The organism is Mesorhizobium sp. AR07, assembly GCF_024746815.1.
In the GTDB taxonomy this organism is placed as follows: domain Bacteria; phylum Pseudomonadota; class Alphaproteobacteria; order Rhizobiales; family Rhizobiaceae; genus Mesorhizobium.
Window position 1 is genome coordinate 1,986,984 of the sequence record NZ_CP080525.1, and the last position, 15,530, is coordinate 2,002,513.

At 61.8% G+C, this 15,530-nt stretch carries 14 protein-coding genes and 1 pseudogene; 6 read left to right on the forward strand and 9 right to left on the reverse strand.

Annotated features, from left to right (window positions below):
• The first annotated feature begins 50 nt into the window (after positions 1 to 50).
• On the forward strand, positions 51 to 1,580 hold the full coding sequence (gene istA / locus BPNPMPFG_RS10060; protein WP_258595114.1) for an IS21 family transposase: 1,530 nt from the start codon (positions 51 to 53) through the stop codon (positions 1,578 to 1,580).
• Complete coding sequence (gene istB / locus BPNPMPFG_RS10065) at positions 1,570 to 2,382, forward strand: IS21-like element helper ATPase IstB (protein WP_258591881.1); 813 nt, start codon at positions 1,570 to 1,572, stop codon at positions 2,380 to 2,382. The genes istA and istB overlap by 11 nt, the downstream gene beginning before the upstream one ends.
• Positions 2,383 to 2,421: 39 nt before the next feature.
• On the opposite strand, the gene BPNPMPFG_RS10070 is transcribed toward istB, so the two are convergent.
• From BPNPMPFG_RS10070 to BPNPMPFG_RS10080, 4 genes and pseudogenes are all read right to left on the reverse strand, one after another.
• Positions 2,422 to 2,769, reverse strand: coding sequence for an NUDIX hydrolase (locus BPNPMPFG_RS10070; protein ID WP_258595116.1), 348 nt, complete (start codon positions 2,767 to 2,769; stop codon positions 2,422 to 2,424).
• A gap of 210 nt (positions 2,770 to 2,979) precedes the next feature.
• Positions 2,980 to 3,156 (reverse strand): annotated as a pseudogene (locus BPNPMPFG_RS43125) (winged helix-turn-helix domain-containing protein); the annotation flags it as partial.
• A 345-nt stretch (positions 3,157 to 3,501) separates the two neighbouring features.
• Positions 3,502 to 3,651: a hypothetical protein gene (locus BPNPMPFG_RS10075; protein WP_258595118.1), complete on the reverse strand. Its 150-nt coding sequence runs from the start codon at positions 3,649 to 3,651 to the stop codon at positions 3,502 to 3,504.
• Positions 3,652 to 3,665: 14 nt separating this feature from the next.
• Positions 3,666 to 3,983: a DUF2934 domain-containing protein gene (locus BPNPMPFG_RS10080; RefSeq protein WP_258595120.1), complete on the reverse strand. Its 318-nt coding sequence runs from the start codon at positions 3,981 to 3,983 to the stop codon at positions 3,666 to 3,668.
• 799 nt (positions 3,984 to 4,782) lie between these two features.
• Here BPNPMPFG_RS10080 and BPNPMPFG_RS10085 point away from each other — a divergent pair.
• From BPNPMPFG_RS10085 to BPNPMPFG_RS10095, 3 genes are all read left to right on the forward strand, one after another.
• Positions 4,783 to 8,895 (forward strand): Pls/PosA family non-ribosomal peptide synthetase, encoded by a 4,113-nt coding sequence (locus tag BPNPMPFG_RS10085; RefSeq protein WP_413776867.1) that lies wholly within the window; start codon positions 4,783 to 4,785, stop codon positions 8,893 to 8,895.
• A gap of 64 nt (positions 8,896 to 8,959) precedes the next feature.
• Positions 8,960 to 9,412 (forward strand): GNAT family N-acetyltransferase, encoded by a 453-nt coding sequence (locus BPNPMPFG_RS10090; RefSeq protein WP_258596694.1) that lies wholly within the window; start codon positions 8,960 to 8,962, stop codon positions 9,410 to 9,412.
• Positions 9,402 to 10,082 (forward strand): 4'-phosphopantetheinyl transferase family protein, encoded by a 681-nt coding sequence (locus tag BPNPMPFG_RS10095; RefSeq protein WP_258595124.1) that lies wholly within the window; start codon positions 9,402 to 9,404, stop codon positions 10,080 to 10,082. Before BPNPMPFG_RS10090 ends, BPNPMPFG_RS10095 begins: the two co-directional genes overlap by 11 nt.
• A gap of 44 nt (positions 10,083 to 10,126) precedes the next feature.
• Here BPNPMPFG_RS10095 and BPNPMPFG_RS10100 read toward each other — a convergent pair whose 3' ends face one another.
• The 4 genes from BPNPMPFG_RS10100 to BPNPMPFG_RS10115 all read right to left on the reverse strand — a co-directional run bounded on the left by BPNPMPFG_RS10100 (position 10,127) and on the right by BPNPMPFG_RS10115 (position 12,714).
• Complete coding sequence (locus tag BPNPMPFG_RS10100; protein ID WP_258595126.1) at positions 10,127 to 10,630, reverse strand: DoxX family protein; 504 nt, start codon at positions 10,628 to 10,630, stop codon at positions 10,127 to 10,129.
• Between the two features lie 244 nt (positions 10,631 to 10,874).
• A complete protein-coding gene (locus BPNPMPFG_RS10105; protein ID WP_258595127.1) occupies positions 10,875 to 11,354 on the reverse strand; it encodes a tetratricopeptide repeat protein in 480 nt (159 codons plus the stop codon).
• Between the two features lie 31 nt (positions 11,355 to 11,385).
• A complete protein-coding gene (locus BPNPMPFG_RS10110) occupies positions 11,386 to 12,357 on the reverse strand; it encodes an MBL fold metallo-hydrolase (protein ID WP_258595128.1) in 972 nt (323 codons plus the stop codon).
• 114 nt (positions 12,358 to 12,471) lie between these two features.
• Entirely contained in the window at positions 12,472 to 12,714 is a 243-nt protein-coding gene (locus BPNPMPFG_RS10115; protein WP_258595129.1) for a DUF680 domain-containing protein, read from the reverse strand.
• A 300-nt stretch (positions 12,715 to 13,014) separates the two neighbouring features.
• Between BPNPMPFG_RS10115 and BPNPMPFG_RS10120 the strand changes: the two genes are divergently transcribed.
• A complete protein-coding gene (locus BPNPMPFG_RS10120; RefSeq protein ID WP_258590528.1) occupies positions 13,015 to 14,115 on the forward strand; it encodes an ISAs1 family transposase in 1,101 nt (366 codons plus the stop codon).
• Between the two features lie 191 nt (positions 14,116 to 14,306).
• On the opposite strand, the gene BPNPMPFG_RS10125 is transcribed toward BPNPMPFG_RS10120, so the two are convergent.
• A complete protein-coding gene (locus tag BPNPMPFG_RS10125) occupies positions 14,307 to 15,410 on the reverse strand; it encodes a KamA family radical SAM protein (protein ID WP_258595130.1) in 1,104 nt (367 codons plus the stop codon).
• Positions 15,411 to 15,530: the final 120 nt, after the last annotated feature.

Genomic DNA, 15,530 nt, shown 5'->3' on the forward strand with positions numbered 1-15,530 from the left:
TGTTTGAACCTTGCCCCGCGTTTTTCAGCGGGGGCTACGGAGTGATCGACATGGCGTTATTGAGCGTGATCCGACGCTGGCATTTTCGAGAGCATTTATCGATCCGGGAGATTTGCCGCAGGACCGGCCTGTCTCGGAATACCATTCGCAAATACCTTCGCCTGGGCGGCGTGGAGCCGAAGTTCATGGTTCCCGAGCGGCCTAGCAAGCTTGATCCTTTTGCCGACCGATTGTCAGCCTGGCTGAAGACGGAAGCCAAAAAGAACCGCAAGCAGAAACGCACGATGAAGCAGTTGCATGCCGATCTTGTGAGCCTCGGCTATGAGGGGTCCTATGGTCGTGTTGCTGCTTTTGCTCGGGAGTGGAAGGCGGATCTGCAGAGAGAATTACAGACTTCGGGGCGTGGGACTTTCGTTCCACTAGCCTTCGATCCGGGTGAGGCTTTCCAGTTCGACTGGTCGGAAGACTGGGCGATCATCGGCAATGAACGCACCAAGCTACAGGTGGCCCACACGAAGCTCAGTTACAGCCGGGCCTTCACCGTTCGAGCTTACCTTCTGCAGACGCATGAGATGCTGTTCGACGCCCACGACCATGCTTTCCGCGTCTTAGGTGGCGTGCCTGGGCGCGGCATCTACGACAACATGAAGACCGCCATCGACAAGGTCGGGCGTGGCAAGGATCGCGACGTCAATGTCCGCTTCATGGCCATGGCCAGCCACTACCTGTTCGAGCCCGAGTTTTGCAATCCAGCGTCTGGCTGGGAGAAGGGCCAGGTCGAGAAGAATGTTCAGGATGCTCGCCATCGACTGTGGCAGCCGGTGCCACGCTTTCCTTCGCTGGAAGCCCTGAATGACTGGCTGGAGCTTCGATGCCAAGAGTTCTGGGCGCAGACCCCACATGGCAAAATGCGCGGCACCATCGCCGATATCTGGGCTGAGGAAGTGCAGGCTCTCATGCCGACGTCCCGACCGTTCGACGGCTTTGTCGAATATACCAAGCGGGTTACCCCGACCTGCCTCGTGCATCTGGAACGCAACCGCTACAGCGTTCCGGCATCCTTTGCCAATCGGCCGGTGAGTCTTCGGGTCTATCCGGACCGTGTCGTTGTCGCCGCGGAAGGTCTGATCATCTGCGAGCACCGACGCATCATCGACCGATCGCATGATCGGCCGGGACAGACAGTCTACGACTGGCGGCACTATCTGGCGGTCGTGCAGCGCAAGCCCGGTGCTCTTCGCAATGGCGCACCGTTCACCGAGCTTCCCGAAGCCTTCAGAATGCTGCAGCAGCAACTGCTCAAAAAGCCGGGTGGCGACCGTGAGATGGTCGATATCCTGGCGCTCGTGCTTCAGCACGACGAACAGGCCGTGCTGTCGGCCGTCGACATGGCGTTAAAATCCGGCGTTCCGACCAAGACCCATGTGCTGAACCTGCTGCATCGCCTGGTCGACGGAAAGTCCTCCACGCCGCCGCCGATCGACGCGCCACAGGCCTTGACGCTTACCAACGAGCCGAAGGCCAATGTCGAACGCTACGATGCCTTGAGGAAGACCTCGGAGGTGCGCCATGCGCCATAATCCTGCCAGCGGCGCAATCGTCATCATGTTGCGAAGCTTGAAGATGCACGGAATGGCGCAGGCTGTCGGTGAACTCACCGAACAGGGATCGCCGGCGTTCGAAGCCGCCATTCCCATCCTGTCGCAACTCCTCAAGGCCGAGACGGCAGAACGCGAGGTCCGATCGACAGTCTATCAGCTCAAGACCGCACGCTTTCCAGCCTATCGTGATCTGAACGGATTCGACTTCTCTAGTAGCGAGATCAACGAGGCTCTGGTTCGCCAACTCCACCGTTGCGCCTTCCTCGACGAAGCCAACAACATCGTTCTGGTCGGCGGACCCGGCACTGGAAAAACCCACGTTGCGACCGCCTTGGGTATCCAGGCGATCGAGCATCATCACAAGCGGGTTCGTTTCTTCTCCACGGTCGAGCTGGTCAATGCGCTCGAGCAGGAGAAGGCACAGGGTCGCTCAGGACAGATCGCCAACCGGCTTGTCCATTCCGATCTCGTCATTCTCGATGAGCTCGGATACCTGCCGTTCAGTGCATCAGGTGGCGCATTGCTCTTCCATCTGCTGAGCAAGCTCTACGAGCGCACAAGCGTCATCATCACCACCAACCTCAGCTTCAGCGAATGGGCCAGCGTCTTCGGCGATGCCAAGATGACGACCGCGCTGCTCGACCGACTGACGCATCATTGCCACATCCTCGAAACCGGAAACGACAGCTTCCGCTTCAAGAATAGCTCAGCTCATGAACCGAAAAACGCGAAGGAGAAAAACAGGAACTTGACCACCACACCAGACCCGAAACATACATAAAAGGCGGGTCAAATCTCGGTGGAAACGCCGGGTCAGTTCCTAGTGGAAATCAACACTGCAAGGAAGCCGGATTAATCTGGGGCCGCCCGTTCGGCAGAAGAAGCTCCTCCGAAATTTCTCTGGCTGCGTTCTGACGGATGCCCAGATCATATCGGGAAAAAGGTCACGGTCGGCTTCGTTGACATGCCCCCCAAATCCAACGCAGTGGGCGCCTCGTAAGAAGTTGGCCGCCCGATTGTAGAGACCCCGTCGAAACGACAGGATCTTCGACTGGTGCTGGATGATCGTGTAGGTAATGACTTGTTTCGAGGCGTCATCGGTCTCCGCCAGCACTCGGGCAATGTATTCAAACTGATCATCCCGCAGGTTCTCCAAGGGATTTTCCACGCCGATGTGTCCTATGCCCTGGAAATCAAGAAAGCGCTCACACGCTCGACGAGGCACGCACAGAACCATCTCAGCGGAAGGCCTCGGTGCATGTCGTTCCGCAGTGTAGACCTGCAGTTCCGTTGGTTCGTCCGCGCGATTTGATGGGAGCAACTCTCTAAGAAAGAACCGTCCCCGGCTTGTCCTGACGAAGATCGACGAGGTGTTATTTAGGATGTCAATGCTTAGGCGAGCCTGCATCGACTTCTGAGGGGTGCGGCTAAGTCCCGTTGCCGGAAAAAGTCCATCCTCAATCCCATAGTTTACGAGTGCACGCGCCTTCAGGGGGCGTCCGTGTTTCCGTAGAACGGTCTCCGCGACCCACAAGTAAGTTACATCTTCTTCCAAGCGCGCAAGTCGTCCCCAAACTGCGATTATTCATAGCAACTTTGACGTGCTCGAGGGCAGACAATAAACGCAATCCACCGAAATTCTCAACCAACTTATAGCTTCGGGATTTTTCTCCAGTCGGCACGTTCATTGCCGTGTTGTCGGGCGTCGCTTCTGAGCGGAACCATCCTCGTAGTATAGCCACTCGGCATGCCAGCTTCCAGGAAGTCGATAAGGCACTCCCAACGACTGTAATTAGGCGCAAAGCTGCCGTGTACTTAGCGGGATTAAGATTAAATCGGTCACGCAAGCCTGCGGTGCATCGCATCGCGACCGTCAAAGGCAAGCACCAAACGGCTCCCCTCAATGCCGCTTGAAATATTGCACCTCCCTCTCATGCTTCTCCGCCGCCTCGCGGGTATCGAACGTCCCCAGGTTCCGCCGCTTGCCGGTCTTTTCGTCCTTCTTGCGCGAATAGAGGCGGTATTTTCCGTTCTTGAGTTTCCGGATCATCTCGCTCTCCCTGATCAGGATTTCCGCTTGCCCTTGAGGCTGCGGGCGGCCTGCTCGGTTGCTGCGCGGTCGCCGCCCAGCCTGTCGATCAGTTCCTGTGCCTCGTCGCCCGATATGCCGGTGCGCATCGCCAGCGCCTCGACCGCCAGGACGTCGGAGCTGGCGATTTCGCGGGTTTCCGGAAGTGCATCGCCTGCCGTCAGCGGCAGCGCCGCCTCCCTGTCGATCTCGGCCGCTGCCTGGTGCCAGTGCCGTTCGGGGTCGCCGCCGCCTTCGCGTTCCCAGATCTGGTATGCGCGCTGCTGGATCTTCTCGTGCCGTTCGTCGCTCATGTCAATTCCTCCGTTGCGTCAGGGATGAACGCCGCGCCAATCCGAACGATCCAAAAAATTTGCGTGATCGGCGGGCGAAGAGCGTGACCCGCACGAAGGTGGCGCCCTACGGCGCCCCCCTCTGCCCTGCCGGGCATCTCCCCCACAAGGAGGGAGATTGGCCGGCACTTCCGCTTTCGCCAATTTTCAACGTTGCAAGAAAAACGCAGGCACCGAAGCTGCCAATCTCCCCACAAGTGGGGGAGATGGCCGGCAGGCCAGAGGGGGGCGCCGTGGAGCGCGACGGGCTGAGGCTTCACCTTCCCCCCGCAAGGGCCAACAACGGTAGGCAAAAAGAGCGCCCAGACACAATTCAGAAACAAAATTCAACAGTTCGGAAAAAATGGCGAAAAGATCGGATGGCATAATCATCCCGCGGCGGCCGGAAAATGGCCACGGCGCGACGCCAATGGGGTGGTTACCGGCAATGCAACGAGGTTCGAACGGATGGATGGGTGACCTGCCCGGCATGTCGCTCACCGCCAGCAGCGCCGAACCGGTGCGCCCACCCCGAGATCCAGATTATATGATATCGCTGCGGCCAATTATGTGATATCGGGCCGATCAAAGAGGGGTGAGACTCAGGCGGTCAGCGATCGCCGGTCGGAATTCCGAGCTTTTCCGTCATGGATGCTTCGGTCATTCCACCTCCATCAACAAGGGTCAAATCGCAGCGGCGGCACAGCCGACAATGCCTGCCGACGCGGCGGCATGATCAGGATGTGCTTGGCGTGCTCGGCCAGGACGAGAGAGTATGGAAATGGATCACGGTGTCGATATCGCCGGGCGCGGCGCAGCAAACCCGGCGAGCCAGCCCGAAACAGGCGTGGCAGGCGCTGACGCGCTTGCAAAAACCGCCTTCGGAACAATCGCGCGCGCCCAGATCCTGACGGGCGCCGACTTTGCTCGGGAAGGTCAGCCCGGTGAGCGGCTCGATACGGTCTTCGAGCAGCTCGCCGAGACATTTGCCGCGTTGCCGGCGGTGATCTCCGATGGACGTGTCTGGACGTATCAGGAGCTGGACAAGCGGGCCAACCAGTTCGCCCGCCTGCTGATCAAGCGCGGCGTGCGGCCGGGTGACCGGGTTGGGCTTATTCTCGACCGGTCGGCGGAGACCTATGTTGCGTTGCTCGCCGTGATGAAGGCAGGCGCGGCCTTCGTGCCGCTGGCCACCGCGTTTCCCCAGGAGCGGATGACGCTCATCATCGAAGACGCCAGTGTAAGCCTGATCGTGACGATCGCCGCCTATGCGTCGCGAGCCGATCAACTGCCGGTTCCCCATTTGTTGATCGACAGCGCCGCCGCCGAGATTGCCAAACAGTCCAGCGCACCGCTGAAGCCGCGTGCGGCGCCAGTTGCAGCCGACGACACCTGCTACATCCTCTACACCTCGGGCACCACCGGCAGGCCCAAGGGCGTGGTCATCACGCACCAGAGCTTTGTCAACTTCATACGGGTCGCCGCCGCATCCTACGGATACCGGCCGGGCGATCGTGTTTATCAGGGCATGACCATCGCCTTCGACTTTTCCGCCGAAGAGATCTGGGTGCCATTCGCCGCCGGCGCGACAGTCGTGCCGGCGCCGGGCCAGCTGCCTCTCGTGGGCGAGGAACTCGCGGATTTCCTGCGCCATCATGACATCACCTGCATGGCCTGCAGCCCGACCCTCTTGTCGTCGATGGCCAGCGACGTGCCCAGCCTGCGCACGCTGCTGGTGGGCGGCGAGGCCTGCCCTCACAATCTGGTGGTGCGCTGGTCGAAGCCGGGGCGGCAAATCCTCAACACCTATGGCCCCACCGAGGCGACCGTCACGGCAACGATGGGCGCGCTGACGCCTGATCGTCCCGTGACGATCGGTGCGCCGCTGCCCACTTACTCCATCGTCATTCTCGACGCTTCGGTGCCGAAACTGGCCGCGCCTGGTGAACTGGGCGAGATCGGCATCGCCGGTATCGGGCTGGCCGTAGGCTATCTCAACAGGCCGGACCTGACCGAACAGAAATTTATTGCCGATTTCCTCGACCTGCCAAACAACCCGTCGAAGCGCATTTACCGGACGGGCGACCTTGGCCGGATCAACGATATCGGTGAGATCGAGTATAACGGGCGCATAGACACACAGGTGAAGATCCGCGGCTATCGCATCGAACTCGGCGAGATCGAGGCGGTGCTGCTGGACCAGCCTGACATCGCGCAGGCCGCCGTCACCACCTGGGAGATCGAGCCCGGCCGCGTGGAACTCGTTGCCTACTACGCACCCAAGACCGGCCTGCCAGCGATCTCCCGCGCTGATCTCGCCCAGATGATGAAGCGGCGCCTGCCGGACTACATGGTGCCCTCCTATCTGGAGGAACTGCCGGCGATCCCGATGACCGTCTCCAACAAGGTGGACCTTCGCCAGCTTCCGAAACCGACAAGCGTTCGGCTTTCGGCCGATCGCACGATGGTGCCGCCCGGTAACGACGACGAGCATTTCCTGGCTGATGCACTGGCCGCGGTGCTGAAATTCGACGCGGTGTCCGTCGAGGACAACTTCTTCGACGATCTCGGCGCCAACTCGCTGCTCATGGCGCATTTTTGCGCGCGCGTGCGCACCAGGAAGGAATGGGCGACGACGTCGATGCGCGACATCTATCTCTATCCGACGGTGGCGCGCCTCGCCAAGCATTTGTGCGTACCGGAGGAGATGACGACGGCCACCAATGAGCCGGTTCTCACCCGCCGCACGTCGAACCTTGTCTACTGGACCTGCGGAATGGCGCAGCTGCTGTTCTATGGTCTCTACAGCTACTTCGGATTGTGGTCGCTCAACTTTGGCCTCAACTGGGTCTATGACGCCCTCGACGAACCTCTGAAGCTCTACCTGCGCTGCGTGTCGCTCTCGGCTGGCGTGTTCTTCGGCATGACGGGCTTTGCCGTCCTTGCGAAATGGGTGCTCGTCGGCCGCTGGAAAGCGGAAGTATTTCCCATCTGGGGCCTGCGCTACTATCGCTTCTGGGTGGTCAAGACACTGATCCGCACCGCGCCCGTCGTCCTGTTCCGCGGCAGCCCGCTCTACAGCATCTATCTGCAGCTTCTCGGCACCAGGCTCGGGCGCAACGCCGTCATCGAATCGCGTTCGGTGCCCGTCTGCACGGACCTGATTTCGATTGGCGACAACACGATCCTGCGCAAGGAATCGATGATCCTCGGCTACCGCGCCCAGTCCGGCTATATCCATACCGGGCCGATCGCCATCGGCCGCGAGGCTTTCGTGGGTGTGGGCTGCACGATCGACATCGACACAAGCATCGGCAACAGCGCCCAGCTCGGCCATTCATCCTCGCTGCAGCGCGGGCAAAGCATTCCGGACGGCGAGCACTGGCACGGATCGCCACCCGTGCCGACCACGGCCGACTATTGCAAGGTGCGCAACGTCAATCCGTCCCATGTCCGGCGCGTGCTCTACGAGACGGTGCAACTGGTGGGCCTGTTTACCTTCGTGACCCCTCTGCCGCTTCTGTTCCACAGCTATTGGCAGAACGTCAGCGACGATTATCAGGAGACGATCGGCATCGTCGCGATCGGCACCGTGGTCACGCTGTTTGGCTACATTGCCTTGGCCTTCCTTGCGGCAACGCTGGTGCCGCGGCTGGTGAGCCTGCTTCTGAAGCCAGGCCGCACCTATGCGCTTTATGGTTTCCGGTACTGGCTGCAGACTGTCGCCGAATTCTCCAGCAATTCGCGCGTCCTCAATCTCCTGTGCGGCGACAGCTCGGCGATCGTGCATTACATGCGCGCCATTGGCTGGAACCTCAACAAGGTGGTGCAGACCGGCTCCAACTTCGGCAGCAACCAGCAGCACGAGAACCCGCTGCTGTGCGACATCGGCACCCAGACCATGGTGTCGGACGGACTTTTCATGATCAACATGCACAAGTCCGCCACCGCATTCAGGCTCGAGCGGACACGAATTGGCGAGCGCAACTATCTCGGCAACAACATCTACTATCCGCCGGACGGCCGCACCGGCGACAACTGCCTGCTCGGCACCAAGGTGATGGTCCCCATTGATGGACCGGTGCGTGAGAATGTCGGATTGCTGGGTTCGCCGTCCTTTGAAATCCCCCGCATGGTGAACCGCGACAAGGAACTGATCGCGGGCATAAGCGAGGAAGAGCGGCGTCAGCGCATCAGGCACAAGAACCTCTATAACGCCGTGACGGTGCTTCTGTTCGTGGCGGTTCAATGGATCATGCTGTTCGCCACGCTGGTGATCTGGGACCGCGCCCTCAACTATTATACCGACTGGGCGGAAGTAGCGCTGTTCGTCGCTGTGCTGCTCACCTCGGCGATCACCATTCCGTTCTACATTCTGATCGAGCGCGCAAGCCTTGGTTTCCGCAGGCTGAAGCCGCAGATGACGACGATCTATGACGTCACGTTCTGGCGCCATGAACGCCACTGGAAGCTGTCGGATTCGCCGATTGTCAGGCTTTTCGGCGGCACTCCATTCCGACCGTTGATCATGCGCCTGCTGGGCGTGAAGGTGGGCAAGAGGGTCTATGACGGCGGCAGCAACCTGACCGAGCGTTCCCTGGTGGAGATCGGCGATGACGTCACCCTCAACGAGGGGTGTGTCATCCAGGCCCATTCGCTGGAAGAAGGCGCGTTCAAGTCCGATTTCATCCGCATCGGCAAAGGCTGCACACTCGGACCTGCCGCCTTTGTCCATTACGGCGTCGTGATGGGCGAAGGGTCGGTGGTCGATGTCGACTCCTTCGTCATGAAGGGCGAAGAGCTTGAACCCAACTCCATATGGCGGGGCAATCCGGCCAAACTTCATCGGTTCGTGCAGCCGGTCACGGATGGTGGCTCCAAGACATCGGCTTGAGCCTTGGGCCAATCATCCCTCAGACCTCATCGGAGGCCGCGTGACAGAGCGATCCGGCAGTGTCATGGAAATCCGTATCGCTCCTGTGACCGAGGCCAATCGAGCCTTGGTCACGGCTCTGCGACTGGCCGCCGAACAGATGGATTTCGTCGCAAGCAATGCGGAGTCCCTCGATGAAGCCGAATCCGATGGGGACGCGCGGCCGCGCGTCGTGATGGCTGGGGGTAGTGTCGTCGGTTTCCTGATGTACGAGGCGCCGGAGGATGACGACGAGGCGCGGATCTACCGTTTCATGATCGACCGCACCTGGCAGGGCAGAGGTTACGGCAAGGCTGCGTTGCGTGAAGTGCTGGACGAAATCAGAAGCCTTGGCCACATCAGGCACGTTTCAATCTGCTACGAACCGGACAATGATGCAGCACGACAGCTCTACCGTACCGCCGGTTTCGTGGAAGAAGGGCTCGACGAGGATGGCGAAATGATCGCCGATCTGGTCCTTTCGACGGATGATCGTTGACGCGGCCGCCCCCCCTGAAATCGCGCTTGCGCAGACATCCCTGCTGCGGGCGATGATGGCCATTGCGCCCAAAAGTGTCCGGATCGGATGCCGGGTCATACGCGACGGAGACGAGGCCCATCTGCTGCCCGAGGAAGCGCGTTCCATCCTGGCGCGCCAGCCGGCCATGCGGCGCGCAAGCGGAGCGGCCCGCTGGATCGCACGCGGGCTGCTGGCGGATGTTGGTGTCAATGACTTCGCCATCCTGCGCGCGCCATCCGGCGCGCCGGTCTGGCCCAACGGGATAACGGGTTCGCTCGCGCATGACGACGAAATGGCGGTCGCGGCGGTCGCGCCTGTTGACCACGTCGCCTCCCTCGGCATCGACGTCGAGCCCCCCCAGCCCTTGCCCGACGACATCCTCGCGCTCGTTGCAGCCCGTGCTGATCAAGCAGACGCGGCGGACCGGCATCTTGCCGGTCGTATCCTCTTTTGCGCCAAGGAAGCAGTCTACAAGGCGGTCTATCCGCTCGATCGCGAGATCCTGGGCTATGAGGATATAGAAGTGGACCTCAACGCAGGCCGTGCGATGACGAAAACGGGCCGCGAGGTCAACCTCGCTTACTGCATTGCTCCGCGCGTGGTCGTATTGGCGTTTGTTGATGGCGCACCGCCGTATTCGCCAAGCTGAAGTTCACCTGCAACCACAAACGGGAGCCGAGGGGCAGCGCGCCTTCAAACCGGCAGCCTCACCTCTCCCACCGACATCTGGTTCTCAACCGCCACCAGCGCCTTCACCATTTCCCTGTCCCGCTGCCGGTGCCGCAGGTAGGCGACCACCAACCTGTCCAGCGAGATAGCGCCGGCGCCGGCGATAGCCAGCACCAACATGCCGCCTGATATCGCAAGATCTTTTTCGAAATGCAGCAACTCGTTCTGGCTGGCGAAGTTGGTGTGGAACAGCGTCGCTGTCGCCAGGCAGAACAGGCCGAGCCCGATGGCGCCGAGGCGTGTGAGCAGGCCGAATGCGATGGAAAGCCCTGCCCCCATTTGCAGGGCGATTGTCGCGACAAACAGCGGCAGGCTGACGCCCAGTGCAGCCATCGCCCTGGCGGCGCCGTCGAAATGGGTGGCCAGTGTCAGGCCTTCATGCAGGAAGAGCAGGGAAAGCAGCAGGCGGCCGGCAAGCAGTGCCACATCCTTGGCGTACAGCTTCGTGGCGAGTTCGGTCGGTGTCATGGTCAGGCTCCAATTCTTTAAACAGGCAGGCGCCGCGCGTCCGGTCGGACGCGCGAAATGGCGCTGTGTCTGATGTTTGAAAAAGGCCGGAGCCGGCGCGAGGGAGAGGATGCCAGCTCCGGCAATGGGCGCCAGCCACGAGCGCCCAAACTGCGGTGCATTAGAGGGCAGGCGCGGCGCCAAGGCCCCACTCCGGCCGCTTCGCGGCCACCCCCCTCACATTTCGTGGGCGAGAGGAAACGCCTTACTTCGTCACCTTGGTGTCGATGGCCTTCTGCAGGTCCGAAAGCTCCTCGCAGCCGGCCGGGCAGAGTTTTTCCAGCGACGCCAGTTGCTCGTTGGCCTTGGCCATGTCGCCGGTCTCGACATAGAGCTCGCCCAGATATTCTCGGGCGGCCTTGTGGTCGGGCTTCAGCTCCAGCGCCTTGCTGTAGTAGGTGAGCGCGGTCTTGTAGTCGCCGGTCTTGCGCAGCGTGAAGCCGAGCAGGTTGTAGACGTCGGGCTGCTGCGTGTCCTGCGCCAGGTCGCGCAGATCGGCCAGGGCGCCCTTGTAGTCCTTGGCGGCGATCTTGGCCTGCACCGCGGTGAGGTCGGGCGCGTCGGCCCCCTCGATGTCGTCCACCGCATAGGCCGGCATGATTGTGGCGACGGGAACCACGGTCAGCACGGCAATGGCGCCGAGCAGGCCGACCAGGGCATGCTTGTTGAAGAGGGACTGTTTCATTGTCTTTCTCGCTTTGGGTGGGTTTCCGCGCTTAGATTTGCACTGGAGCGAAGCCGTAGGCATCGCCGTCCTTGACGAAGGTGCCGGTGCCCGGGAACGGGAAGTGCGAGCCCGAGATCCGGATGTTGTCGGCAATCACGCGGTCGATGATCTTGTGGCGCGTGGCGATCGCCGCCGGCCCGTCCTGGTCGTAGCTGCCCTGCCACTCCGGATGCGGCGCCAGAAGCGCCGGCACATACATGGTGTCGGCAGAGATCATGATCTGCTCCTTGCCGGAGTTCGCCAGGTAGACAGAATGGCCGGGTGTATGGCCGGGAGCGGCGATGATCTGGATGCCGGGCGCGACCTCGGCGCCGTCCTCGACCAGTTTCCAGTTCTTCCATCTCGGGAAATTTTCGGCGATGCGCTTGCCCGCCGGCTTGCGCCCTTCCGGCAGCTTGGCCAGCCGGCCGGGGTCGGTCCACCAGTTGTATTCGGTGGCGTTGACGATCAGCTCGGCATTCGGGAACACCGGCGCGTTGGTGCCCTTTTCCATCAGGCCCCAGACATGGTCGGGGTGGAAATGCGAGATCATGATGGTGTCGATCGCCTTATAGTCGATGCCGGCGGCGGCCATGTTGCCCGGCAGATGGGTGGCGTTGGTCTGCCATTGGCCGACGCCCGAGCCGGCGTCCATCATGATCAGTCTGCCGTTCATCTTGAGCACGACGACAGTAAGCGGGATGGGCATGAAGTCTGTGGTCAGCCCCGCCTTGGCGAGCGCCGCCTTGGTGTCGTCGACCGAGGCGTTGGCGAAGAAGGCCGGGTCGTGCGGCTTGCGCCAGATGCCGTCATAGATGGCGGTGACCTCGATATCGCCGACCTTGTATCTGTAGAAGCCGACGGCCGGCTCGACCGGCGTTTCGGCAAAGGCGGGCCGGGTGAATTCCAACTTTCCGGCAAGGCCGAAGGCGGTGGCGGCGGCGGCGGAACCAAGCAACGTGCGACGTGTCATGCTGAACATGGTGATCTCCTCTGGGTTGCGGAAGGGATGACGGAGGGCCAAGCCCTAGGCCCCTCCGTTCCGATGCGGTTGGGGGGCCGGCCCGTCGGGATCCGGTCGTGCCCCCCGGCGAACTCAACGGCCCCAGATGCCCTGGCCGGGTTCCTGCGCATCGGATTGCATCGGCGCGTGCCGCGGCCCGGTCATCACCGTGGTGTCGACGCCGTCTGGGCGTGCGGTGTAGGGGATCGACGCCGTGGCGTTGGTGTCGACGGAAGCGATGGGCTGATTGGCATTGTTTGCGCCGTGGTCACTGCCGGCAAAGGCAGCGCTTGAAGCAAGCAGTATGGCAGCCACGCTGAGAGCGAGCTTGGTCATTTTCGTAGGTCCTTGTTTCGTTTCTTCGGATTGCGGGCCGGGCGAATGGCCTCGCTGAAGGGAAGACCTGGCAGGGCTTGCCTTTATTCCCGGATGCGATGAGATTTTTGGGGGGCGAAGGATTTGAGTAGCAGTGGGGTGCCGCAGGCGGGAGATTGCTGAAGTTGGCGCCGCCCCTCATCCGCCTGCCGGCACCTTCTCCCCGTATACGGCAGGGGAATCGCATTTGAGTAAAAGTAGGTCTTGCGGGCGGTGGAAAGGTTGATTCTTTAGGGGCTTTGTCTTTGAAGGAGAGGCCCAATGCCATTGCTGCTTTCGATTTTGCGGGAAGTTCAAGACCCGCGTGACGTCAACGCGCGTCATGATCTGGCGGAGCTTCTGTTTTTGGCTTTGGCTGCGACGTTGTGCGGCGCCAAAAGCTGCGTGGATATTGCCGATTTCGTCGAGGGTCAGGAAGAAGAGCTGAAAGAGATCGTGGTGCTGGAGCATGGCTGTCCGAGCCACGACACGTTCAGCCGGGTGTTTCGACTTCTCGATGCCGATGAGCTTGCGCGCAGCTTTGCCGGCTTCATGGCGGCGCTGCGCCAAACGCTCGGACTTTCGCCGCCACGCGGCGTGGTGGCAGTCGACGGCAAGGCGTTGCGGCGCGGCTATGCGAAGGGGCGGGCTTTCATGCCACCTTTGGTGGTGAGCGTGTGGGACGCCGAGACGAGGCTGTCGATTGCCGCTGCCCGCGCGCCTGAGGGCGACGAGGTCAAAGCCACGCTGGATCTTCTGAAGAGCTTGGATTTGAAGGGCTGTACAGTGACGGCCGATGCGCTGCACTGCCGCCCCGACACCGCCAAGGCGCTGATCGGCAAGAAGGCGCATTATGCGCTGGGGCTGAAGCCCAATCGTCCCAAGCTGTTTGCCGCGGCCGAACGAAGCTTCGCCCAAGCCGGCGAGATCGCGTTCTTTGAGACCAGCGACAGCGCGCATGGCCGCACCGAGACGCGAAGGGCTTCGGTCCTGCCGCTCAAGCGGCTGCTCGACCTGCCGGGCTTTCCCGGCCTCAAGGCGATCGGACGCATTGAGGCCTCTCGCAGCGTGGCAGGCGGCAAATCCAGTACCTCCGTGCGCTATGTCGCGCTCTCCAAAGTGCTTACCCCTAAAAGACTGGCCGAGACGCTCAGAGCACATTGGACAATCGAGAACCAGTTGCATTGGAGCCTCGACGTCGTCTTCCATGAGGACGACGCTCGCTCCCGCAAGGACAACGCCCCGCAAAACCTCGCCGTCATCAGACGCCTCGCGCAAAACATCTTGCAAGCCCATCCTCTCGACAAACCCATCGCAAGCAAAATGCGCAGAGCCAGATGGAACAAAGACTTCTTCTTCCAGCTCTTTACTCATATGCGATAGCCCTGCCGTATACGGGGAGAAGGGTTGGCCGCACCTTTGGTGCGTTCTCTTGCAACGCCGGCGATTGGCGAAAGCGGCGACGAGCGCCCCTCTCCCCGTCACCATACGGGGAGAGGATGCCGGCAGGCAGGTGAGGGGCAGCACAGACGCCGAATTGATATCACTTTGACGCCAGAAATCGGCCGCATTCCCTAGTCGCCCACCACCTCCGCATATCCCCTCGCCTCGCCATCCAGCCCGCGAATGCGCCAGCTTTCCCCGTCCCGCGCCTCGACATAGCAAGGCCCGATCGGCACCTTGCCGCCACCTTCCGGCAGGTCCAGCACATAGACGGGGTTGCAGATGCCCGACAGGCGGGCGCGCAGCGCGCCGGCCAGCGCCTGGCCTTGCGCGATGGTGGTGCGCCGATGCGCCATGCCGCGGGCAAGGTCGCCGTGGTGCAGGTAATAGGGTTTGACGCCGAGGCGGTACATCAGCTCGCGGCAGAGCTCCTCGAGCACCTCGACCGTGTCGTTGACGCCTTTGAGCAGGACGCTCTGGTTGAGTAGCACGAAGCCGGCTTGCCGCAAGGTGCGGCAGGCCGCTTCCGTGGCGTCGGTGATCTCGCGCGGATGGTTGAAATGGGTGACGACGGTCACCATCAGCCGGCCCTGCAAAGCCGTGACCAGCCCTGACGTGATGCGCGAAGGAAGCGCCACCGGCACGCGCGTGTGGATGCGTAAGAGCCGCACATGCGCAATCGCCTCGATGCGGGCGCGGATTTCGGCCAGCGCCTTGTCGGGCAGCGACAGCGGATCGCCGCCGGTCAGGATCACTTCACGGATTTCCGGGTGATCGGCGATGTAGGCGAGCGCCGGCTCCAGCGCCTCGCGCGTATAGCCGCGGCCGATCGCGGTCAGCGATTCCTTGCGGAAGCAGAACCGGCAATAGACCGCGCATTGATAGGTCGGGAACAACAGCACCCGGTCGGCATGGCGATGCGTCAGGCGCGGCACCGGGCTGAACGCATGGTCGGCGATCGGATCGTCGAGCTCGCCGTCCTGTTCGACCAGTTCGTCGGGCGACGGGATGACCTGCGCCCGGATCGGATCGGCGGGGTCGTTCCAGTCGATCAGGTCGAGATAGGTTTTGGGGATGCGCACCTTGTGGTTCGCGGCAGCAGCTTGAGCCGCCGCGCGCTCGGACGGCGACAGCGGCAGCGACGCAAGATCGCGCGCATGGCGCACGCCGGCGCGCACATCGGTCTGCCAGGCAGCGTCGGCGGCGAGGGTGTGGAGAGTGGCGTTTGAAGTCATCGGATATCTCGGGTGGGTATGCTTGGGCGGAGCTATCGGGCGGATGGCTGGCGAGGTCAACCACATGCTTACCGCAGATTGTCACGCGTCGCGTTCTGTCGCGCCCCCCTCTGTCCTGCC